The sequence below is a fragment of the Pseudomonas sp. Pse1 genome (assembly GCF_024519635.1).
In the GTDB taxonomy this organism is placed as follows: Bacteria; Pseudomonadota; Gammaproteobacteria; order Pseudomonadales; family Pseudomonadaceae; genus Aquipseudomonas.
In genome coordinates this window covers 114,901-137,907 of record NZ_JALJRO010000006.1, presented here as the reverse complement: position 1 = coordinate 137,907, position 23,007 = coordinate 114,901, and the positions used below count along the sequence as shown (strand labels likewise).

The 23,007-nt window shown below is 61.0% G+C and carries 20 protein-coding genes; all 20 read left to right on the top strand.

Annotation, left to right across the window (positions count from 1 at the left end; genetic code table 11):
* Nucleotides 1-15: 15 nt before the first annotated feature.
* Nucleotides 16-282: a chaperone NapD gene (locus tag NR126_RS11510; RefSeq protein WP_027620987.1), complete on the top strand. Its 267-nt coding sequence runs from the start codon at nt 16-18 to the stop codon at nt 280-282.
* Complete coding sequence (gene napA / locus NR126_RS11505; protein WP_027620988.1) at nt 273-2,777, top strand: nitrate reductase catalytic subunit NapA; 2,505 nt, start codon at nt 273-275, stop codon at nt 2,775-2,777. Before NR126_RS11510 ends, napA begins: the two co-directional genes overlap by 10 nt.
* Before the next feature lie 23 nt (nt 2,778-2,800).
* A complete protein-coding gene (locus tag NR126_RS11500) occupies nt 2,801-3,280 on the top strand; it encodes a nitrate reductase cytochrome c-type subunit (RefSeq protein WP_372826348.1) in 480 nt (159 codons plus the stop codon).
* A gap of 9 nt (nt 3,281-3,289) precedes the next feature.
* Complete coding sequence (locus NR126_RS11495) at nt 3,290-3,886, top strand: cytochrome c3 family protein (protein ID WP_027620990.1); 597 nt, start codon at nt 3,290-3,292, stop codon at nt 3,884-3,886.
* Nucleotides 3,887-4,089: 203 nt separating this feature from the next.
* A complete protein-coding gene (locus NR126_RS11490) occupies nt 4,090-4,830 on the top strand; it encodes a flagellar basal body rod protein FlgF (protein ID WP_027620991.1) in 741 nt (246 codons plus the stop codon).
* 45 nt (nt 4,831-4,875) lie between these two features.
* Nucleotides 4,876-5,661 carry a flagellar basal-body rod protein FlgG gene (gene flgG / locus NR126_RS11485; protein WP_027620992.1) on the top strand — a complete coding sequence of 262 codons (786 nt, stop codon included), beginning with the start codon at nt 4,876-4,878 and terminating at the stop codon, nt 5,659-5,661.
* A 52-nt stretch (nt 5,662-5,713) separates the two neighbouring features.
* Nucleotides 5,714-6,409 (top strand): flagellar basal body L-ring protein FlgH, encoded by a 696-nt coding sequence (gene flgH / locus NR126_RS11480; protein WP_027620993.1) that lies wholly within the window; start codon nt 5,714-5,716, stop codon nt 6,407-6,409.
* Between the two features lie 15 nt (nt 6,410-6,424).
* Nucleotides 6,425-7,534, top strand: coding sequence for a flagellar basal body P-ring protein FlgI (locus NR126_RS11475; RefSeq protein ID WP_256830247.1), 1,110 nt, complete (start codon nt 6,425-6,427; stop codon nt 7,532-7,534).
* A gap of 10 nt (nt 7,535-7,544) precedes the next feature.
* Nucleotides 7,545-8,831, top strand: a complete 1,287-nt coding sequence (gene flgJ / locus NR126_RS11470) for a flagellar assembly peptidoglycan hydrolase FlgJ (protein WP_105754349.1) — start codon at nt 7,545-7,547, stop codon at nt 8,829-8,831.
* Nucleotides 8,832-8,841: 10 nt separating this feature from the next.
* Nucleotides 8,842-10,884 (top strand): flagellar hook-associated protein FlgK, encoded by a 2,043-nt coding sequence (gene flgK / locus NR126_RS11465; RefSeq protein WP_256830246.1) that lies wholly within the window; start codon nt 8,842-8,844, stop codon nt 10,882-10,884.
* Nucleotides 10,885-10,898: 14 nt separating this feature from the next.
* Nucleotides 10,899-12,476, top strand: coding sequence for a flagellar hook-associated protein 3 (locus tag NR126_RS11460; RefSeq protein ID WP_256830245.1), 1,578 nt, complete (start codon nt 10,899-10,901; stop codon nt 12,474-12,476).
* A 366-nt stretch (nt 12,477-12,842) separates the two neighbouring features.
* Complete coding sequence (locus NR126_RS11455) at nt 12,843-13,769, top strand: ketoacyl-ACP synthase III (protein ID WP_256830244.1); 927 nt, start codon at nt 12,843-12,845, stop codon at nt 13,767-13,769.
* A gap of 252 nt (nt 13,770-14,021) precedes the next feature.
* On the top strand, nt 14,022-15,785 hold the full coding sequence (locus tag NR126_RS11450) for a flagellin (RefSeq protein WP_256830243.1): 1,764 nt from the start codon (nt 14,022-14,024) through the stop codon (nt 15,783-15,785).
* A 74-nt stretch (nt 15,786-15,859) separates the two neighbouring features.
* Complete coding sequence (locus NR126_RS11445; RefSeq protein WP_256830242.1) at nt 15,860-16,204, top strand: flagellar protein FlaG; 345 nt, start codon at nt 15,860-15,862, stop codon at nt 16,202-16,204.
* A gap of 82 nt (nt 16,205-16,286) precedes the next feature.
* A complete protein-coding gene (fliD, locus tag NR126_RS11440) occupies nt 16,287-17,651 on the top strand; it encodes a flagellar filament capping protein FliD (RefSeq protein ID WP_256830241.1) in 1,365 nt (454 codons plus the stop codon).
* 141 nt (nt 17,652-17,792) lie between these two features.
* Nucleotides 17,793-18,194, top strand: a complete 402-nt coding sequence (gene fliS, locus NR126_RS11435) for a flagellar export chaperone FliS (protein WP_027621002.1) — start codon at nt 17,793-17,795, stop codon at nt 18,192-18,194.
* A 24-nt stretch (nt 18,195-18,218) separates the two neighbouring features.
* A complete protein-coding gene (gene fliT / locus NR126_RS11430) occupies nt 18,219-18,515 on the top strand; it encodes a flagellar protein FliT (RefSeq protein ID WP_027621003.1) in 297 nt (98 codons plus the stop codon).
* 176 nt (nt 18,516-18,691) lie between these two features.
* Nucleotides 18,692-20,167 (top strand): sigma-54 dependent transcriptional regulator, encoded by a 1,476-nt coding sequence (locus NR126_RS11425; protein ID WP_027621004.1) that lies wholly within the window; start codon nt 18,692-18,694, stop codon nt 20,165-20,167.
* A 110-nt stretch (nt 20,168-20,277) separates the two neighbouring features.
* Nucleotides 20,278-21,477, top strand: coding sequence for a PAS domain-containing sensor histidine kinase (locus NR126_RS11420; RefSeq protein ID WP_027621005.1), 1,200 nt, complete (start codon nt 20,278-20,280; stop codon nt 21,475-21,477).
* A 3-nt stretch (nt 21,478-21,480) separates the two neighbouring features.
* Nucleotides 21,481-22,866, top strand: a complete 1,386-nt coding sequence (locus tag NR126_RS11415) for a sigma-54 dependent transcriptional regulator (protein WP_256830240.1) — start codon at nt 21,481-21,483, stop codon at nt 22,864-22,866.
* Nucleotides 22,867-23,007 lie beyond the last annotated feature (141 nt).

Below are 23,007 nucleotides of genomic sequence, written 5' to 3'. Positions count from 1 at the left end.
CAAGGAGGGTGGGTCATGGAACAGAACATTCATATCGCCAGTTTGATCGTGCTCGCCCGCCCCGAGTTGTTTGACGGGGTGAAAGCCAACCTGCGCTTGCTGCAGGGCGTCGAGCTGCATCAGGAAAGTCCCGAAGGCAAGTTGGTAGTGGTCCTGGAAATACCCGGTGAGTCGCACTTGCTGCAACGTATCGAGCAAATCAACCGCTTGCCCGGCGTGCTCAACGCCTCCCTCGTGTACCACGAAATTCTCGATGTCAGCGGAGAACACACATGCCCATGACCCGCCGTGAGTTCGTCAAGGCCCAGGCCGCCGGGATCGCTGCGGCTGCGGCCGGGCTGCCGGTGTTCACCTCGGCCAGCAACCTGATCACCGAACAGGACATGATCTCCCTGACCTGGAACAAGGCGCCGTGCCGGTTCTGCGGCACCGGTTGCAGCGTGATGGTCGCAACCAAGGACAACCGGGTGGTGGCGACCCACGGCGACGTCAAGGCCGAGGTCAATCGCGGGCTGAACTGCGTCAAGGGCTACTTCCTGTCGAAGATCATGTACGGCGTCGACCGCCTGACCCAGCCGCTGCTGCGCATGAGCAACGGTCAGTACGACAAGCAGGGCGAGTTCCAGCCGGTGTCCTGGACCCAGGCCTTCGACATCATGGAGTTGAAGTTCAAGGAGGCGCTGAAGAACAAGGGCGCGGATTCGATTGCGATGTTCGGCTCCGGACAGTGGACGGTGTGGGAGGGCTATGCCGCCAACAAGCTGATGAAGGCCGGCTTGCGCTGCAACAACATCGACCCGAATGCCCGGCATTGCATGGCCTCGGCGGTGATGGGCTTCATGCGCACTTTCGGCATCGACGAACCCATGGGGTGTTACGACGATATCGAAGCCACCGACACGTTCGTGTTGTGGGGCTCGAACATGGCGGAGATGCACCCGATCCTCTGGAGCCGGGTCACCGACCGCCGTTTGAGCCAGCCTGGGGTCAAGGTCGCGGTGCTGTCCACCTTCGAGCATCGCAGCTTTGATCTGGCCGATATTCCGATGGTGTTCAAGCCGCAGACCGACTTGCTGATCCTCAACTACATCGCCAACTACATCATTGAAAGCGGCTCGGTGAACCAGGAGTTCGTCAGCAAACACACCAAGTTCGCCAAAGGCGCCGACGACATCGGCTACGGCCTGCGCGGCGATAATCCGCTGGAGATCAAGGCGAAAAACGCAGCCAAGGCCAACACTTGGTCCGACATCGATTTCGAGCAATTCGCCGCGTTCGTCAAACCCTACACCCTGGAGCGCACCGCCAAGGAAACTGGAGTTCCGGCCGAACGCCTCAAGGCTCTGGCGCAGTTGTATGCGGACCCGAAACGCAAGGTGGTGTCGTTCTGGACCATGGGCTTCAACCAGCACACTCGCGGGGTCTGGGCCAACAACCTGATCTACAACATCCACCTGCTGACCGGCAAGATCAGCGAGCCTGGCAACAGTCCGTTCTCCCTGACCGGACAGCCATCGGCCTGTGGCACCGCGCGGGAAGTGGGGACCTTCTCCCATCGCCTGCCGGCAGACATGGTGGTGACCAATCCGAAGCACCGGGCCAAGGCCGAAGAGATCTGGAAGCTGCCCGCTGGCACCATCAATGAAAAGGTCGGTTTTCATGCGGTGCAGCAGAGCCGCATGCTCAAGGATGGCGTGCTCAACGTGTACTGGACCATGGCCAGCAACAACATGCAGGCCGGTCCGAACCTGATGCAGGAAACCTTGCCTGGCTGGCGGAATCCGCAAAACTTCGTGATTGTTTCCGACGTCTATCCGACGGTTTCCGCACAGGCCGCCGACCTGATTCTGCCGACGGCGATGTGGGTCGAGAAGGAGGGCGCCTACGGCAACGCCGAGCGCCGCACCCAGTTCTGGCACCAGTTGGTGACCGCGCCGGGGGATGCCAAATCCGATCTGTGGCAACTGGTGGAATTTTCCAAGCGCTTCACCACTGACGAAGTGTGGCCCGCCGAGCTGCTGGCCAGTGCCCCGCAATACAAGGGCAAGACCCTATTCGAGGTGCTGTTCAAAAATGGCAATGTCGACCAGTTCCCCAACGAGCAACTGAACGCCGACTTCCAGAACCACGAAGCCAAGGACTTCGGCTTCTACCTGCAAAAAGGCCTGTTCGAGGAATACGCGCAATTCGGTCGCGGTCACGGCCATGACCTCGCGCCCTTCGATCTGTACCACAGCGAACGCGGCCTGCGCTGGCCAGTGGTGGATGGCAAGGAAACCCGCTGGCGCTTTCGCGAGGGCTACGACCCTTACGTGGAGAAGGGCAGCGGTGTGCAGTTCTACGGCTACCCGGACAAGAAAGCGATCATCTTTGCCCTGCCGTACGAGCCGCCGGCCGAAGCGCCGGACAAGGACTTCCCGTTCTGGCTGAGCACCGGTCGGGTGCTCGAGCACTGGCACACCGGCAGCATGACCCAGCGCGTCGAAGAACTGTACAAGGCGGTGCCCGATGCCCTGGTCTACATGCACCCGGCCGACGCCAAGGCGCTGAATGCGCGGCGCGGCAGCGAAGTGAAGATCATCAGTCGGCGCGGTGAAATGCGTGCGCGGATCGAAACCCGTGGCCGCAACAAGCCGCCGGAAGGGCTGGTGTTCGTGCCGTTCTTCGATGCCAACAAGCTGATCAACAAAGTCACGCTCGATGCCACGGACCCGATCTCCAAGCAGACGGATTACAAGAAGTGCGCAGTGCGCATCGAACTGATCAAGACGGCCTGAGGAGCGCTTTGATGAATAATCCCATGCTGTCCTTGCTCGCCGCGCTGCTGGTCTGGGTGCCGCTGGCCTTTGCCGCAGAACCCGGGTATCCGCTGGATGCGCCGGCCCCGGATGGTCGCCGCAGCGGTGGCACCCTGACCCAGGACATGCCCGCGCCGCCGCTGGCCGAGGATGAGAACAAGGACCTCAAGCGCGAGCGCAATTACCCCGAGCAACCGCCGACCATTCCCCACAGCATTCGCGGTTATCACATCGATACCAACAGCAATAAGTGCCTGACCTGCCACAGCCGCGCCAACAGCGCGCGGACGCAGGCGCCGATGATCAGCATCACCCACTACATGGATCGCGACGGCCAGCCGCTGGCGGCAGTGTCACCACGGCGCTACTTCTGCGTGCAGTGCCATGTGCCGCAAAAAGACGTCAAGCCTCTGGTCGAGAACAGCTTCAAAAACATCGACCAAGTGCTGCAGGACGAAATCACCGACAAGCAGAAACCCTGAGGAGCGGTCATGAAGTCATTGCTGGCGCTGCTCAAGGATTACTGGCAGGTCTTGCGTCGACCCAGTGTGCATTACAGCCTGGGTTTTTTGACCCTCGGCGGGTTCATTGCCGGGGTGATTTTCTGGGGCGGCTTCAACACTGCGCTGGAGGCGACCAACACCGAGAAGTTCTGCATTTCCTGTCACGAAATGCGCGACAACGTCTACGTCGAATTGCAGGACACCATCCACTACACCAACCGCTCCGGTGTACGTGCGACTTGCCCGGATTGCCACGTGCCGCACGAATGGACCCACAAGATCGCACGCAAGATGCAGGCGTCGAAGGAAGTCTGGGGCAAGATCTTCGGCACCATCAGCACCCGCGACAAGTTCCTCGGCATGCGCCGCGAACTGGCCGAGCACGAGTGGGCGCGGCTCAAGGCCAATGACTCGCGGGAGTGCCGCAACTGCCACAACTTCGAGTTCATGGATTTCACCCGCCAGAGCAAGCGTGCCTCGAGCATGCACTCCACCTCGCTGGCCAGCGGCGAGGCCACCTGTATCGATTGCCACAAGGGCATTGCCCACAAACTGCCGGACATGAGCGGGGTCAAGGGCTGGTAGTCACGCACTGCGCCGGTTTGCCGTAAAGCGGCAGCGGCGCGCCGGTTTTTCGTCTTCGTCACCACGCCTGTTCTTCCCCTGAGCGCCGCCAAGTCCTGTGTTTGCAGGACTTGGCGCGGCTGCGCGCAAGTTGGTCTGCAAATTGCTAAAGCCAGTGCAGTACAGCAGTGGGCGGCAATCGTCCGGCATGCAGAGGAACGACTGTGGACAAGTACCTATATGTGGCCATGACCGGCGCCAGCCAGAACGCGGCGGCGCAAAAGGCCCATGCCAACAACCTGGCGAACATCTCCACCAATGGCTTCCAGAAAGACCTGGAGCAGGCGCGCTCGATGCCGGTGTTTGGCGACAGCTTTCCGGCGCGGGCCTTCGCGATGTCCGAGCGTCCCGGCACCGATTTCAGCCCTGGCTCGCTGGTGGAAACCGGGCGTGACCTCGACGTCGCGGTCAGCGGCAATGGCTGGATCGCCGTGCAAAGTCCCGACGGCAAGGAAAGCTATGTGCGCACCGGCAGCCTGAATGTCGACGCCCTTGGCGTTCTGCGCGCCGGCAACGGCATGCCGGTCATGGGCAATGGTGGGCCGATTGCCGTGCCGCCGGAGCAGAAAATCGAAGTCGGCCAGGACGGCACCATCAGCATCCGCGCCATGGGCGAAGGCCCGCGCGTGATGGCCGAAGTTGACCGCATCAAGCTGGTCAACCCGGACCTGAAGAATATGACCAAGGGCCTCGACGGTTCGATCCACACCAAGGACGGCCAGCCGGCACCGGCTGACGCCAACGTGCAACTGGTCTCCGGCTTCCTCGAGTCGAGCAACGTCAACGCGGTGGAAGAGATGACCTCGGTGCTGGCCCTGGCCAAGCAGTTCGAGCTGCACGTGAAGATGATGAACACCGCCAAAGAAGACGACCAGGCCATGGCTCGGGTCTTGCAGATCAGCTAATTATCAGAACGTCGCGCCGTAAAACAGGCGCACGAGGAGAATCGAATGCTTCCGGCTCTTTGGGTTGCCAAAACAGGTCTGTCCGCCCAGGACACCAACCTGACCACCATTTCCAACAACCTGGCTAACGTCTCGACCACGGGTTTCAAACGTGACCGTGCCGAGTTCCAGGACCTGCTGTACCAGATCAAGCGCCAGCCAGGTGCCCAGTCGACCCAGGACAGCGAGCTGCCGTCGGGCCTGCAACTGGGTACCGGTGTGCGCATCGTCGGCACCCAAAAGAACTTCACCGCCGGCAGCCTGCAGACCACTGAGCAGCCGCTGGACATGGCCATTGACGGCCGTGGTTTCTTCCAGGTGTTGCAGCCGGATGGCACCACTTCCTACACCCGTGACGGCACCTTCCACCTGGACTCCAACGGCCAGATCGTGACGGCCAGCGGCTATGCCCTGGAACCGGCGATTGTCATCCCTGCCGAAGCTCAGACCTTTACCGTAGGCCGTGACGGCACCGTGTCGATCACCATCGCCGGCAACCCGGCCGCCCAGGTGATCGGCAACCTGCAGACCGCCGACTTCATCAACCCGGCCGGCCTGCAAGCCACCGGCAACAACCTGTTCCTGGAAACCGCCGCCAGTGGCGCGCCGCAGATCGGCACCCCGGGCCTTAACGGTTTCGGCACCACCCTGCAGAGCACCCTGGAGACCTCCAACGTGAGCACGGTCGAGGAGATGGTCAACATGATCACCACCCAGCGCGCCTACGAAATGAACTCCAAGGTGATCTCCACCGCCGACCAGATGCTCTCGTTCGTCACGCAGAATCTGTAATCAAGTCTATGGGGCGACCTGAGGTCGCCTGCAATACCGTGAGGTTAGGGTCATGAATCGCTTTGTATCTGTTCTCGCATTGAGTGGGATCGCCGCGCTGGCGGGCTGCGTCGGGCCGACGCCGAAACCCAATGACCCTTACTATGCCCCAGTGTTGCCACGCACGCCGTTGCCGGCCGCCGCCAACAACGGTTCGATCTACCAGGCCGGTTTCGAGCAGAACCTGTACAGCGACCGCAAGGCGTTCCGGGTCGGTGACATCATCACCATCACCCTGAATGAAAAAACCCAGGCCAGCAAAAACGCCAACTCGCAGGTGGGCAAAACCAGCAAGGCCGACATCGGCCTGACCTCGCTGTTCGGCAGCGTACCCAACACCAACAACCCGTTCGGTAGCGGCGACCTGAGCCTGGAAGCCGGCTACAGCGGCGATCGAGCGACCAAGGGCGACGCCAAGGCCGGGCAGGGCAACAGCCTGACCGGTTCGATCACCGTGACCGTGGCCGACGTGTTGCCCAACGGCATCATTGCCGTGCGTGGCGAGAAGTGGATGACCCTCAACACCGGCGACGAACTGGTACGGATTGCCGGACTGGTGCGCGCCGACGATATTTCCACCGACAACACCGTGTCCTCGACCCGGGTTGCCGATGCACGCATCACCTACTCGGGGACCGGCTCCTTTGCCGATGCCAGCCAGCCCGGCTGGTTCGACCGTTTCTTCCTCAGCCCGCTGTTCCCTTTCTAGGTGATGACTATCCCCATGCTGAATTTCAAGCACCTGATGGCGGCCGTGTTATTGCTGTCCACCTCCCTCGGCGTACAGGCCGAGCGACTGAAGGACATCGCCAGTATTTCAGGCGTGCGTTCCAACCAATTGATCGGCTACGGCCTGGTCGTCGGCCTCAACGGCACGGGTGACCAGACTACCCAGACCCCGTTCACCCTGCAGACTTTCAACAACATGCTCTCGCAGTTCGGCATCAAGGTGCCGCCGGGTTCGGGCAACGTGCAGTTGAAGAACGTCGCCGCAGTCTCGATCAGTGCCGACCTGCCGGCGTTCGCCAAGCCGGGTCAGCAGGTCGACATCACGGTGTCCTCCATCGGTAACTCCAAGAGCCTGCGCGGCGGCACCCTGTTGCTGACCCCGCTCAAGGGTATCGACGGCAACGTCTACGCGGTCGCCCAGGGCAACCTGGTGGTGGGCGGTTTCGACGCCGAAGGTCGCGATGGCTCGAAGATCACCGTCAACGTGCCCTCGGCCGGACGTATCCCCGGCGGCGCTTCGGTGGAGCGTGCGGTGCCGAGCGGTTTCAACCAGGGCAACAGCCTGACCCTGAACCTCAATCGATCCGACTTCACCACCGCCAAGCGTATCGTCGACAAGATCAACAACATGCTCGGCCCTGGCGTGGCCCAGGCCATCGATGGCGGCTCGATCCGGGTCACCGCGCCGCTGGATCCGAGCCAGCGCGTCGACTACCTGTCGGTCCTGGAAAACCTCGAAATCGATCCGGGCCAGGCGGTGGCCAAGGTCATCATCAACTCGCGCACCGGCACCATCGTCATCGGCCAGAACGTCAAGGTCTCGCCGGCGGCAGTGACCCACGGCAGCCTGACCGTGACCATCACCGAAGACCCGATCGTCAGCCAGCCGGGGGCTTTCTCCAACGGCCAGACGGCGGTGGTCCCGCGCTCCAACGTCAACGCGCAGCAGGAAGCCAAGCCGATGTTCAAGTTCGGCCCGGGCACTACGCTGGACGAGATCGTGCGTGCGGTGAACCAGGTCGGCGCGGCACCGGGTGACTTGATGGCGATCCTCGAAGCCTTGAAACAGGCCGGCGCCCTGCAAGCCGACCTGATCGTGATTTGAGGTAGCGGCCATGGACATGCGCAAGAGCGGGCTGGTCAGCAGCAGCGATTCGGGATCCTACTCGGACCTCAATCGGCTTAACCAGCTCAAGGTCGGCGACAAGAACAGCGACGGCAACATGCGCAAGGTGGCGCAGGAATTCGAGTCGCTGTTCCTCAACGAGATGCTCAAGTCGATGCGCTCGGCCACCGAAGCCCTGGGCCAGGACAACCCGCTGAACACCGCGGCGGCCAAGCAGTACCAGGAAATGTACGACCAGCAACTGGCGGTCTCGATGTCCCGCGAGGGCGGCGGCATCGGTCTGGCCGATGTGCTGATGCGCCAGATGTCGAAGAACAAACCGCTGGCCCCGGGCGAGGCAGCCGAGTTGTCGGCGGCCAAGCAGGAAGCGGCCAAGGCAGCGGTGCAGACCCCGATTGCCGCCGGCACCACGGCTACCGATGGGCCGCTGTCGCGCCTCAACGGGCAGCGTCCATTGTGGGCTTCGCGTTCGATCCACGCGCCGCAAGGGGCAGGTGAGGGCGGCGGGCACAGCAACGACATGGCGCTGATCAACCAGCGCCGCCTGGCCTTGCCGCCGAAGCTGGCGGACCGTCTGCTGGCCGGGCTGGTGCCGTCGGCCTCTGGGGCTGCCGCAAGCAACGCCAACACCACGCTGCCGACCCGCGCCACCACCGAAGGCAACGCGCTGGTGAAAGGCGATTGGCTGCCGGCGCAAAGTTATTCCGCCGAACGCGGTCGCCTGCAGGTCTACGGTCGGGCCATTGCCCAGCCACCACTGGCGCCAGCGAAAAAATCCTTCAGCTCGCCGAGCGAATTCATCGACACCATGCTGCCGATGGCCAAGCAGGCCGCCGATCGCATCGGCGTCGATCCGCGTTATTTGGTGGCCCAGGCCGCGCTGGAAACCGGCTACGGCAAATCGGTCATGCGCCAGGCCGACGGCAACAGCAGCCACAACCTGTTCGGGATCAAGACCGGCAGCACCTGGAAGGGTGCCCAGGCGCGGGCGATCACCAGCGAATTCCGCAACGGCGCGATGGTCAAGGAGACGGCCGAGTTCCGTTCCTATGCCTCCTACCAGGACAGCTTCCACGACCTGGTGACCTTGTTGCAGAGCAACAATCGCTATCAAGAAGTGCTGAAGTCGGCCGATAACCCGGAACAGTTTGTACGCGAGTTGCAAAAGGCCGGGTACGCCACCGACCCGAACTACGCCAGCAAGATTTCGCAGATTGCCAAACAAATGAAGAGTTACGAGAACTACGCCGCGGCGAGTTCTCCCATGCATTTATAAGGTCTGAAACATGAGCTTGATCAATATCGGGATGTCGGGTCTGAATGCGAGTCAGGCTGCGTTGGCCACCGTCGGCAATAACATTGCCAACGCCAACGCCGCGGGTTACTCGCGTCAACAAATCGTCCAGGGTACTGCAGGCTCGCAGCAGGTCGGCGGCGTGTTCATCGGTAGCGGCACCACCCTGGCCGATGTGCGCCGGGTGTACAACGCCTACGTCGACGCGCAGTTGCAGACCACCACTTCGCTCAATGGCGATGCCCAGGCCTATCTCGATCAGGTCAGCTCGGTCGACAAGCTGCTCTCGGACAAAAACACCGGTGTCTCGGCCGCGCTCGGCAGCTTCTTCGCCTCGCTGCAAACCGCTGCCGGCAACCCGAGCGATACCTCGGCACGGCAATTGCTGCTGACCAACGCACAGACCTTGAGCAACCGCTTCAACTCGATCTCCAGCCAGCTCACGCAGCAGAACGAAGGCATCAACAGTCAGTTGAGCACCTTGACCTCGATGGTCAATCAGCACACCGCGACCATTGCCTCGCTGAACCAGCAGATCACTCAGTACGGCAAGTCCGGCAGCACCCCGAACAACCTGCTGGACGCCCGTAACGAAGCGGTGCGTTCGCTGAATGAGCTGGTCGGGGTCAAGGTCCAGGAGCACGACGGCGTCTACGACATCAGCCTCGGTACCGGCCAGTCGCTGGTGCTGGGCAACACCGCCAGCACCCTCACGGCGGTGCCGGGCAAGACCGACAAGAGTCAGTTCAGCCTGCAGATCGATTACCCGCAGTCGAGCATCGAAGTGACCTCGGTGATCACCGGCGGCAAGATGGGCGGCCTGCTGCGTTATCGCGACGACGTGCTGGCGCCGGCCATCAATGACCTGGGACGCACCGCGCTGGTGGTCTCCGACGCGATCAACAAGCAGTCGGGGCAGGGCCTGGATGCCAGCGGCGAGTTTGGTTCGTCGCTGTTCAACAACATCAACAGCGCCCAGGCCATCAGCCAACGCAGCCTGGCCACTTCGGGCAACAGCGCCGGCTCCGGCAACCTTGATGTGACCATCGGCGACAGCAGCAAGCTGACCACCTACGACTACCAGGTGACGTTCAGCAGCGACAAGAACTACACGGTCAAGCGCTCCGATGGCACCACCCTGGGCCCGTTCGATGTGACTAAGAATCCGCCGGACATGATCGACGGCTTCAGCCTCAAGCTCAACGGCGGTGGCCTGAGTGCCGGCGACAGCTTCAAGGTCAGCCCGACCCGCACCGGTGCCAGCGACATGGCGGTGCAGTTGAAAGACCCGAACAAGCTGGCGTTCGCCGCACCCTTGGTGGCTGACAAGGGCAGCTCCAACAGTGGTTCGGGCGTATTGAGCGCGCCGAACCTGTCGTCGATGCTGGACATTTATGGTGGTGCCGACCTGAGCCAGTTGCAGGGCCAGATTGAGGGCGCGATGCCGGTGCGCATCGCGTTTGACGCAGCCAAGGACGGTACCCAGACCTATCGGGTGCTGAACGAGGCGGGCGACGAAATCGGCACCGGCAGCATTGTTCCGGGTCAGTCCAACAAGGTCACGATCAACGTACCGGTGCTGGATGCCGCCGGCAATCCGGTGAAGAACCCTGATGGCAGCAACAAGACCATCGGCTTTGACACCACCATCAGCGGCTCGCCGGGCAAGGGCGACAGTTTTGATATCAAGTTCAACAAGGACGGTAAGGCCGACAACCGCAACGCCAACGAACTGCTGGCCCTGCAAAACAAGGCCACCGTCGGCGTCAGCGGCGCCAGTGCCGGGATGAGCATGGGCGGCGCCTACAGCCACCTGGTGTCCACGGTCGGCGGCAAGGCCAGCCAGGCCAGCGTCGATGGCACCGCCAACAGCGCCGCGCTGGAGTATGCCAAATCCAGTCGCAGTTCGGTGTCCCAGGTCAACCTCGATGAAGAGGCCAGCGACCTGGTCAAGTTCCAGCAGTACTACACCGCGTCGTCGCAGATCATCAAGGTCGCGCAAGACACATTCACGACACTGATCAACAGTCTTTAAGGGAGTCATCGACGATGCGTATCTCCACGGCCCAGTTCTTTGAGACCAGTACTGCCAAGTACCAGAACAACTTCTCGTCGGTGGTCAAGACTCAGGGCGAGATTGACTCTGGCGTACGGATTCAGACGGCGGCGGATGATCCGGTGGGCGCGGCTCGCTTGCTGCAACTGCAGCAGCAGAAAGACACCCTGCTGCAGTACGCGGGCAACATGAGCAGCCTGAAGTCGGCCCTGAGCAGTCAGGAAAGCGTGCTCGACAGCATCAACACCGCGCTGCAAAAGGTCAGCGAACTGGCTTTGCAGTCGGGCGGCGGCGTGATCAGCGATGCGGACCGCACCTCGATTGCCAACGAGCTGGGCAATATCGAAGAACAGGTGTTCAGCCTGTTGAACAGCAAGGACGAATCCGGCAACTACCTGTTCTCCGGCTCCAAGACCGATGTGCCACCCTATGTGCGTAATAACGATGGCACCTACACCTATCAGGGTGACGATTCGCAGCTCAACCTGAAAGTCAGTGACACCCTGAGCCTGGCCGCCAGTGATACGGCCAAGAGCATCATGGAGGGCGCGCTGAATACCGGTCGCACCCAGGCTTCGCTGCAACCGCCATCGGTCTATGACGGCAAGGTCTCCGTCTCGGATGGCCTGATCACCTCCAACCAGCAGTACAACAAAAATTTTGCCGACGGCCAGCCGTACAGCCTGGAGTTCACTAGCAGCACCCAGTTCATCCTCAAGGATGCCACGGGCAAGGACGTGACCTCGGAAGTGCCGGGCAACGGCACCTTCGACGCAACCAAAGAGGGCGCCCACAGCGTCAGCTTGCGTGGGGTGAAGTTCGATATCGACCTCAACCTCGGCGACATCCCGGCAGCGGACAAGGATGCGGCGGTGGCGGGCAAGGTCTTTACCCTAGAAGCCAAGCCGGACAGCTTCAACGCCTCGCGCACCCCGAGCAATCCATCGACAGCGCAAATCACCGGCACCCGCGTGGCCGATGCCAAGGTCTATGGTGACAGCTTCCCGAGCAATGGCGCGGTGATCAAGTTCACCAGCGACACCGAGTACGAGGTGTATTCCCAGCCGCTGACCGCCAACAGCAAGTCGATCAGCAAGGGCAGCCTGAATGCCGCCGGCGATTCGCTGACGGCGGTTGGGGTCAAGTTCGATTTCAATGGTGCGGTCAAATCCGGCGATCAGTTTGTCATCGGCGCCAATAATCACCAGACCCAGAGCGCGCTGGACACCATCAGCCAGTTGCGTCAGGCGTTGACCGTGCCGAGCGATGGCAACCTGGCGGTTCAGCAACAGCAGAAGAATGCGATCAACTCGGCGATTGGCAACCTGAAAAACGCCAGCGCCGGAATCGACAACGCACGCGGTTCGATTGGGGCCCGGCTGAAGGCGGTCGACATCCAGTCCGAGGAAAACGTCAGCCAGGGGCTGGCCAATGACTCGACCACCGCTGCGCTGGCCAACACCGACATGGCCGGCGCCTCCATCGAGCTGGCGTTCCAGAAGGCGATGCTCGAAGCCTCGCAATTGGCGTTTGTGAAGATTTCTCAGTTGAGCCTGTTCAACAAGCTTTGATCCCCGCCTGAATACCGGTCGGCACTGTGCCCAGTGACGACCGGTCATCTTTGCTTCACCTGCCTTTCCAGTCTGCAAGTCCTTCAGCTGACACAGGTTTTTCGGCGGCTTTCGGCCGTCCGCAGGATTTACTTGCGGTAACTGTTTTGCCCATTGCACACAAAATAGAGTGACCTATGAGTCATAAAGGGCATCTTCACTGTATCGTGTGAAACGAGTGGGACGGGTGCCCGGTAGTTGCTGGGTTGATTTTCATGGATTCGGCACCCGTGTCTGGCGTCTGTTTCGGCGTCGGACCCCTTTGTTATCAGTGCCTCTCGATCGTGCGAGCGGTGATCTCCAGTTATTCTGTTTTGGGAAGCCACAATGATTGGCATAAAAAGCATCGCCAGTTTCGTGCCAGTGAACGGGCTTGATAACTACGCGCAGGGCGCAAAATTCGCCAAGGATGAAGAATTCATTCTGGGCAAGATTGGCTCGGCGTTTCTGCCGCGCATGGATGCTGGCCAGGAAACTTCCGATCTGTGCGTCGAGGCGGCCAACGCCTTGTTCGCCAGCAACCCGCAACTCGACCGCCAGGCCATCGATGTACTGATCGTGGTCACGCAGAATGGCGACGAGGAGGGCTTGCCCCACACCTCCGCCATCGTTCAGGACAAGCTCGGCCTGTCGACTCGCGTCGCCGCGTTCGACGTCTCCCTGGGCTGCTCCGGCTACGTCTACGGCCTGTACGCGATCAAGGGCTTCATGGAAGCCGCAGGCTTGAAGAACGGCCTGCTGATCACCGCCGATCCGTACTCGAAGATCGTCGACCCGGAAGACCGCAACACCACCATGCTGTTCGGTGATGCGGCCACCGCCACCTGGATGGGCGAAGACGCAGCCTGGCAACTGGGCAAGGCCAAGTTCGGCACCGACGGTTCCGGCGCACCGCACCTGAAAGTCAGCGACGGCGTGTTCTTCATGAACGGTCGCCAGGTGTTCAACTTCGCCCTGCTCAAAGTGCCGGCGCATTTGCACGAACTGCTGAACGACTCGGACCTCAAGTCCGAAGACATTGACGCCTTCTGCATTCACCAAGGCAGCGCGGCCATTGTCGACGCCGTGGCTCGGCGCTTCGAAGGCGAGCCGGAGAAGTTCATCAAGGACATGGTCGAGACCGGCAACACCGTGTCGTCGAGCATTCCGCTGCTGCTGGAAAAGCACATGTTCGACTCCAGCTGGAAGCGGGTGGCGATCAGCGGGTTTGGTGTAGGCCTGTCCTGGGGTTCGGCGATTCTCCATCGTCCTTGATCCTCTGCTGCACCGGCCTCAAGGCAAAGCGCCCGAGAGTGAAAACTCTCGGGCGTTTTGCGTTTTATTGACGTCAGTTTTCCGCCTGTAAGCCCTTGAAATCAAAGGGCTGGCACCCTGCCACCAAAAAATTGCAAAAAACCCCTCAAGCAAAGTGTTTTCACGACGATAACTATTACGAAGGTTCTCTAGGCCACACCCGGCGGTTGCCAGGGCCGGAAGCCGCAGCACCCAACCCACGAGGAATTCGTCATGGCTTTATCAGTAAACACCAACATTACATCGTTGACCGTTCAGCGGAACCTGAACAAAGCTGGCGATGCCCTGGGTAACTCGATGACCCGTCTGTCTTCCGGCCTGAAAATCAACAGCGCGAAAGACGACGCTGCCGGCATGCAGATCGCCAACCGTCTGACCTCCCAGGTCAAGGGTATGACCGTTGCAATCAACAACGCCAACAACGGCACTTCCATCGCCCAGACCGCTGAAGGCGCGATGCAAGAATCGACCAACATTCTGCAGCGTCTGCGTGAGCTGGCCCTGAACTCCGCGAACGGTGACAAAAGCGCCGCTGACCGTGATTCCCTGCAACAGGAATTCACTGCCAAGGTTGGTGAGCTGACCCGTATCGCTGCTACCACCACTTTCGGTGGTCGTAACCTGCTGGACGGTACTTTCCAGAACGTTGGCTTCCAGATCGGTTCCGACGCCAACCAGACCATCTCGTTCGGCATGAGCGACATCAGCGCTACTGGTTTGAAGGGTACTTACAGCGAAGCTACTGTAGCTGGCGCGACTACTACTCTGTCGGCTGGTGTGACTGGTAACGCGATCACTCTGCCAGGCGGTACTCCAGCTACCACCACTACCTCTCCGCGTGTCCTGACCGGTACCGCTTTCGCTGCGCCAACCGTTAACGAAACCTTTGATATCAACGGCGCTACTGTCAACACCACTTCTGCCGATGACATCGATACAACTCTTGCCGCTATCCAAACCGCTCTGACTAACGCAGGTAATACTGACATCACCGCTGCCAAAAACGGTGGCGGCACGGCTCTCGTCCTGACATCGGCATCCGGCGCTGCGATCAACATCGGCGGCACCACGACTTCCGGTCTGAGCGGCGGTGCTGTAACTGGTGGTGTCCCTACCACCACCCCAGCTGTCCCGGGCGCACTGACTGCCGCAGCTGAAATCAACATCAATGGTAAGAACGTTACTTTCGCTATCGGCGACGAACTCACCGATATCGCGGATAAAATCGACGCTGCCAACCTAACTGATAAGTTCGGTGTAACCGCAGAGGTAACCGACGGTCGCCTGCAACTGACTTCCACAGACGGCAAAGCAATCAAGCTGGGTAACGGCACTGGCGCAGCTGCCAACGGCGGCGCAGGTGCACTGGCCAAGCTGGGCCTGTCCGCTGGCACTACCGAAGCCAAGCTGACCGCTGCTACCTCGGTAAGCCTGAACGGTACCGAAGTGAAATTCACTGCTGGTTCGACCATGGCTGACATCGTTTCGTCGATCAACAGCGCAAGCACCGGCGTTACTGCCAGCGTCAACAAGACCGACAACTCCCTGCAGTTGTTCTCCACCAAAGACATCACCATCGCTGATGGTAGCTCGGGTAACGGCCTGAGCACTTTGGGTCTGACCACTGCTGCCGCCGCGACCACCAAAGCCATCAAAATGGAAACCACCGTTGCTGACCTGAGCGTTCTGACTTCGGCTAGCGCCCAGCAGACCATTCAGGCCCTGGACGGCGCGATCCAGCAGATCGACACCCAGCGTTCGCAACTGGGTGCGGTGCAAAACCGTTTCACCAGCACTGTTGCCAACCTGCAAAGCATCTCGGAAAACTCCACCGCTGCCCGTAGCCGCGTACAGGACGCCGACTTCGCTTCCGAAGCCGCCGAGCTGACCAAGCAACAAACCCTGCAACAGGCTTCCACTGCGATCCTGTCCCAGGCTAACCAACTGCCATCCGCTGTACTGAAGCTGCTTCAGTAATATCGGTAACGGTTGACTGACAGAAGGGCGCGTATACGTGCCCTTTTGTCTTTTTTTGGTTTGGAGGTGATGACATGGATATGAGTATCAAGCTGAACGCGTCCTATCCTGCTGGCGCCCCCCAGGCCAGCAGTGCTCAAGCAAACCAGCCAATGCCGGTGGCAGAGACGGATCCGGAGAGTGCCGGAACGTCAAAGCAACTGACCCTGGAAAAAGCAGTGACCGATATTCGTGAGTTTGTGCAGGCTTCCCAGCGCAACCTGGATTTTTCCATCGATGACTCTACCGGCCAGGTAGTGGTCAAGGTGATCGCCACCGACAGTGGTGAAGTGATTCGACAAATTCCATCAGAGACCGCGCTGAAGCTGGCGCAGAGTCTGAGTGATGCCAGCAGCTTGCTGTTCGATACCAAGGCTTGAGCTGGCACGAAATGTGTTTCTGACTGCTGCTTAGGTGTTTGTGTGCCAATAAAGCGGCAGCCACAGGACAAGGAGAATACAGATGGCGAGTTCAACGATTTCCGGCCCGGGTTCGGGCTTTGACACGCAAGGTATCGTCAAGGCGCTGGTCGCCGCGGAAAAGGCCCCCAAGCAGTCCCAGATCACCAAGCAGCAGACGACCACCACCGTCCAGCTGTCGGCCGTCGGCTCGGTGAAAGGTGCGCTGGAGACTTACCGCGCGGCAATCACCAAACTGAACAACGTGTCGGCGTTCAATGGGCTTGCCGCTACCTCGTCCGAAGAAAAAAACGTCAAGGTGACCCTGGGCGATGGCGCTTCCAGTGGCAAGTACGTGGTGGTGGTGCAGGATCTGGCCACTTCCTCGAAAGTCACCAGCAAGGTGTTCCCGGGCGGCACTTCGGGTGTGGCCAACACCGGCGATGAAGCCGAGACGCTGACCATTACCCAGTCGGGCAAAAGCTACGACGTGTCGATCCCCGGTGGCGCGACGCTGCAGCAGGTGCGTGAGTCGATCAACACCCAGCTGTCGGCCCAAGGCATCAGTGCCAACGTGCTGAGCGATGCCAACGGCGCACGCCTGGTGATCGGCTCCACCAACAGTGGAGCGGGCACCGATATCACTCTCAGCGGTGATTCGCAGCTGGCGCAGGGTTATGACAAGGGGCCGGCGGCGCAGAACGCCAAGTACACCATTGACGGCATCGCCATGGAATCCACCAGCAACAAGGTGGCGTCGGCCATTAGCGGTGTGACCCTGGACTTGATCGCTGCCGACAAGGACAAGCCGATCACCATCAACGTGGAAAGCAACACCGCCACCTTGAAGACCTCGGTGCAGTCGTTCGTCTCGGCGTACAACGCGCTGATGACCAGCATCAACACCCAGACCAAGGTTTCTGCCACCGGTGATGCCGCGACAACCACCGCCGGTGCGTTGACCGGTGACGCATCGATGCGCCAACTGGTCGCCAGCTTGCGCAGTGAACTGGTCAGCAGTTCAGGCTCCGGGAGCATGAGTGGCCTGTCGCAAATGGGGATTACCACGGACCAGAAAACCGGCTTGCTGACCCTTGATGACAAGGCGTGGGACAAGGCGGTGGTCAAGGGCGCCAATGACATCGCCAAGCTTTTCACCGGTGACCAGGGCTTGATCACTCGGATGAACAAGACCACCGAACCCTACGTGGGCACCACCGGTTTGCTGGCTTCGCGGGTGACTGATCTCAACACCAAGTTGACCGACCTGACCACTCAGCAGGCCGACCTCGATCGGCGAATCGACAGCATGCAAACCTCCCTGACCGCCAAATACACGGCCATGGACACCTTGATTGCGAAGATCAACGCCAGCAGTTCCAGCATCATGACCACCCTCAACTCGCTGAACAATCCGAAGTCGGATTGATGTCTGGCGGGGCGCCCGAACGCCCCGCGCCGGCAGGCCTCTGGTCCAGAGCAAGGCGCCTGGACTAAAGTTCTCGAGGCTGCAGTCGAGAAACTGGTAACACCCCATCGAATCGCCCGCGACTTGTACCGAGGTAGCAACATGAACCCTATGAAAGCCCTTCGTGCGTACCAGAAGGTCAACTCCCACGCGCAGATCTCCGAGGCCAGCCCTCATCGTCTGATTCAGATGCTGCTTGAAGGCGGTCTCGATCGTCTGGCGCAGGCCAAGGGCGCGTTGGAGCGCGGGGATATTGCCCAGAAGTGCCTGCTGCTGACCAAGGCCATCGACATCATCACCGGTCTGCGCCAGGGCCTGGATGAAGAGAAGGCCGAAGATCCGGCGTCCATCCAACAGCTGGACAGCCTCTACGAGTACATGTGCACGCAACTGCTCAAGGCCAACACCAGCAATGATCCGGAGCTGATCGATGAAGTGGCGCGGCTGCTGATTACTGTCAAAAGTGGTTGGGACGCGATTGCCACGCAAGAGGTCGCGCAATAGGCCTGCGGGCCTGAGGATGATCACATGAGCCAAGCCCTGCAACGCATTGAACAAACCCGCGAAGCCCTCGTCGACGCATTGGCCGAACGTGACTGGGAGGCGATCGGTGAGCTGGACGTCGCTTGCCGCAGTTGCGTTGACGACGTTTTGAGCGAGGCGCCGGTCGATGAGCAGGCGCTTCGGGAAAATCTTGAAAGTCTGCTGGTGGTCTACAAGCAACTGCTGGAAGCGACGATGGGCGAGCGCCAGGCAATCGTCGACGAAATGACGCAGATCAACCAAGCGAAGAGCGCGGCAAAGGTTTACCATCTGTTCGGTTAACGCTTTGGTTAATCAGTTTGTCCGGGCACCTGCGCCATAAATTTGACTCTGCGCGGTTTTTTGACTTAACTAGTGGCTGTTTGCGGAATTCAGACGTCTATAAGGCTTACCGTGCCTGCAGGCGTCTAGCTTGCCTCTCATTTGGGCATTGAGTTGACTAGGGAAGTTGCTATTGCATGTGGCGTGAAACCAAAATTCTGCTGATTGATGACGATAGCGTGCGCCGCCGCGACCTGGCGGTGATCTTAAATTTTCTTGGGGAAGAAAATTTACCCTGCGGTAGCCATGACTGGCAGCAGGCTGTCGGCTCTTTGTCGTCTAGTCGTGAAGTCATCTGCGTCCTGATCGGGACGGTCAATGCACCTGGTTCGTTGTCGGCTCTGTTAAAGACACTGGCAAGCTGGGATGAGTTCCTTCCAATTTTGCTGATGGGCGATAATTCTTCCGTCGAGTTGCCGGACGACCAGCGTCGCCGGGTGCTGTCGACCCTGGAAATGCCGCCCAGCTACAGCAAACTGCTCGATTCTCTGCACCGTGCCCAGGTCTATCGCGAGATGTACGACCAGGCCCGCGAGCGCGGTCGCCATCGCGAGCCCAACCTGTTCCGCAGCCTTGTCGGCACCAGTCGGGCGATCCAGCACGTGCGCCAGATGATGCAGCAAGTGGCCGATACCGATGCCAGCGTGCTGATCCTCGGTGAGTCGGGCACGGGCAAGGAAGTGGTCGCACGCAACCTGCACTATCACTCCAAGCGTCGCGACGCGCCGTTCGTGCCGGTCAACTGCGGCGCGATCCCGGCCGAGTTGCTCGAAAGCGAATTGTTCGGCCACGAGAAGGGCGCCTTTACCGGGGCGATCACCAGCCGTGCCGGGCGTTTCGAACTGGCCAACGGCGGCACCCTGTTCCTCGACGAAATCGGTGACATGCCGCTGCCGATGCAGGTCAAGCTGCTGCGCGTGTTGCAGGAGCGCACCTTCGAGCGCGTGGGCAGCAACAAGACCCAGAGCGTCGATGTGCGCATCATCGCCGCGACCCACAAGAACCTCGAGAGCATGATCGAGGTCGGCAGCTTCCGCGAAGACCTTTACTACCGCCTCAATGTGTTCCCGATTGAAATGGCGCCGCTGCGTGAGCGCGTCGAAGACATCCCGTTGCTGATGAACGAGCTGATCTCGCGCATGGAGCACGAGAAGCGCGGTTCGATTCGCTTCAACTCGGCGGCGATCATGTCGCTGTGTCGTCACGGCTGGCCGGGCAACGTTCGCGAGCTGGCCAACCTGGTGGAGCGCATGGCGATCATGCATCCGTACGGGGTGATTGGCGTGGTCGAGCTGCCGAAGAAATTCCGCTACGTCGACGATGAAGACGAGCAGATGGTCGACAGCCTGCGCAGCGATCTCGAAGAGCGGGTGGCCATCAACGGCCATGCCCCGGACTTCACTGCCAACGCCTTGCTGCCACCCGAAGGCCTGGACCTCAAGGACTACCTCGGTGGCCTTGAGCAGGGTCTGATCCAGCAGGCGCTGGACGATGCCAATGGCATCGTGGCTCGCGCTGCCGAGCGCCTGCGTATCCGTCGCACCACCCTGGTGGAGAAGATGCGCAAGTACGGCATGAGCCGGCGCGAAGGAGACGAACAGGCGGACGATTGACGCCTGTTTTATAAACCGCTGATGAGTCAGCGGTTTTTTTTCGGCACGGGTATTGCTACAGCCCTCGCAACGGTCCGTTTCACTGACGGTCAGCCAAGCGAGAGAGCACGATGCCCCACGCCGCCCCCATCTCTTCAGCCCTCGATGCGTCCAGCCCGGAGCAGGCCAGCCGGCTGGGCCTAGAGCAAGCGTTCGCGCTGTTCAATCAGATGTCGAGCCAGCTCACCGATTCCTACAGCCTGCTGGAAGCCCGGGTGACCGAGCTCAAGGGCGAGTTGGCGGTGGTCAGCGCCCAGCGCATGCAAGAACTGGCGGAAAAAGAGCGCCTGGCCAATCGTCTGCAAAACCTTCTCGACCTGTTGCCTGGTGGCGTCATCGTCATCGACGGCCAGGGTATTGTCGGCGAGGCCAATCCGGCGGCGTGCGAACTGCTGGGGCTGCCGTTGCAGGGCGAGTTGTGGCGCCACGTCATCGCCCGCTGTTTTGCTCCTCGTGAAGACGACGGCCATGAAATTTCCCTGAAGGACGGGCGGCGCCTGTCGATTGCCACGCGCTCCCTGGATGCCGAGCCGGGGCAGTTGGTGCTGCTCAATGACCTGACTGAAACCCGTCACCTGCAGGATCAATTGGCGCGCCACGAGCGCTTGTCATCGCTGGGGAAAATGGTCGCCTCGCTGGCGCACCAGATCCGCACACCGCTGTCCGCCGCTCTGCTTTACGCCAGTCATCTGACTGAGCAGGCGCTGCCGCTGGCGACCCAGCAGCGTTTTGCTGGGCGCCTCAAGGAGCGTCTGCACGAGCTGGAACATCAGGTGCGCGACATGCTGGTGTTCGCCCGCGGCGAATTGCCGTTGACCGATCGCGTTACCCCGAAGGCGCTGATGCAGTCGCTGCAGGCGGCGGCACAAACCCATGTCCAGGACGTGCCGCTGCGCTGGCAGTGCGACGCCCATGTCGGCGAGCTGCTATGCAATCGCGACACCTTGGTGGGTGCGCTGCTTAATTTGTTGGAAAACGCCATCCAGGCCGGCGACGCATCGCTGCGCCTGAAGGTGCACCTGTATGCCCGGGGCAATAGCCTGCGCCTGTGTGTCAGTGACAATGGCGGCGGCATCGATGCGGCGGTGCTTGAGCGTCTGGGCGAACCCTTTTTCACCACCAAGACCAATGGCACCGGCCTTGGCCTGACCGTGGTCAAGGCTGTGGCGCGGGCGCACCAGGGACAATTGCAACTGCGCTCGCGGCCCGGTCGCGGCACCTGTGCGCTGTTGCTCCTGCCGTTGTTCAGCAATACGCAAGGCATGGAGTAAGGCATGGCAATCAAGGTTCTGTTGGTCGAAGACGACCGTGCGCTGCGTGAGGCATTGGCCGACACGCTGTTGTTGGGCGGTCATGACTACTGTGCGGTCGGTTCGGCTGAGGAAGCGCTGGAGCGGGCGGCACAAGAGCAGTTCAATCTGGTGGTCAGCGACGTCAACATGCCGGGCATGGATGGCCATCAATTGCTCAGTGCGCTGCGGGTCCGGCATCCACAGTTGCCGGTGTTGTTGATGACCGCCCACGGCGCGGTCGAGCGTGCAGTGGACGCGATGCGCCAGGGCGCGGCGGATTATCTGGTCAAGCCGTTTGAGCCCAGGGCGCTCCTTGATCTGGTGGAACGGCATGCCTTGGGTGGCCTGGATAGCTGCGAGGGCCCGGTGGCGTTCGAGCCGGCCAGTGCGCAACTGCTTGAGTTAGCAGCGCGGGTTGCGCGCAGCGATTCGACGGTGCTGATTTCCGGCGAATCGGGCACCGGCAAAGAGGTGCTGGCGCGCTACATCCACCAACATTCGCGACGTGCCAGTCAGCCGTTCATTGCGATCAACTGCGCGGCGATTCCGGACAACATGCTCGAGGCGACGCTCTTCGGTCATGAAAAGGGCGCTTTCACCGGGGCCATCGCCGCCCAGGCCGGCAAATTCGAACAGGCCGATGGCGGCACCATCCTCCTCGACGAGATCTCGGAAATGCCCCTGGGCCTGCAGGCCAAGTTGCTGCGGGTGTTGCAGGAGCGTGAAGTCGAGCGGGTCGGGGCGCGCAAGCCGATCACTCTGGATATTCGTGTGGTCGCGACCACCAACCGTGACCTCGCTGGCGAAGTGGCGGCGGGACGCTTTCGCGAAGACCTCTACTATCGGCTCTCGGTGTTCCCACTGGCCTGGCGCCCGTTGCGCGAACGCACCGCCGATATTCTGCCGCTGGCCGAACGCCTGCTGGCCAAGCACGTCAATAAAATGCAGCACGCCCACGCCAGGCTCTCGAAACAGGCGCAGGCATGCCTGGTCGGATATCCGTGGCCAGGTAACGTGCGTGAGCTGGACAACGCCATCCAGCGTGCGCTGATTCTGCAGCAGGGCGGAGTGATCGAGCCGCAGGACTTCTGCCTGTCCGGACCGGTGGCCTGTGCACCGTTGCCGGTGATTGCGCCGAGCACGATGGCGGCACGCCCGGCGGCGGTCGAGGCTGAGTCCGCCGGTGCGCTGGGCGACGACCTGCGCCGCCGGGAATTCCAGATGATTATCGACACCCTGCGCGCCGAACGCGGGCGGCGCAAGGAAGCTGCCGAACGGCTGGGCATCAGCCCGCGTACCTTGCGCTACAAGCTGGCGCAGATGCGCGATGCAGGGATGGATGTGGAGGGGTATTTGTTTGCGACGTGAGTGATGCCGCTTCTGCGATACACGCGGATTCTGTGGGTGGTGAGATCCCTGTAGGAGCGAGCCTGCTCGCGATGGTCGTCAACGATGACACGGGCATCCTGAATGTACGCGGCGCCCTCAGGCTCTTCGTCGGAACGCCGC